Raw genomic sequence first — 208 nt, 5'->3', positions numbered from 1 at the left:
AATCCCAGCAGCTTCAGATTTATGCGATGCGGATGTTCTAAACATCACTAAAGTAAGCGGACAGTTCGTTGCCTCTGAAGGATGCGGAAATGCTGGAACTTACACCAACACTTGGACAGTTAAAGACGACTGCGGTAACACATCTGAAACTTTCACTCAGGTGATTACCATTCAGGATACAACTGCTCCTACTTGGACAACTGCTCCA

The 208-nt window shown here is 45.2% G+C and carries 1 protein-coding gene; it reads left to right on the top strand.

Annotated features, from left to right (window positions below; all coding sequences use genetic code 11):
* The coding region (locus tag DM397_RS00050) for a hypothetical protein (RefSeq protein ID WP_162615399.1) at window positions 1-208 on the top strand (208 nt) is incomplete at both ends.

The sequence above is a fragment of the Flavobacterium nitrogenifigens genome (genome assembly GCF_003254565.1).
Taxonomy (GTDB): Bacteria; Bacteroidota; Bacteroidia; order Flavobacteriales; family Flavobacteriaceae; genus Flavobacterium; species Flavobacterium nitrogenifigens.
Note: the sequence above shows the minus strand (reverse complement) of the source record. Positions and strands in the feature narration are given on the sequence as shown.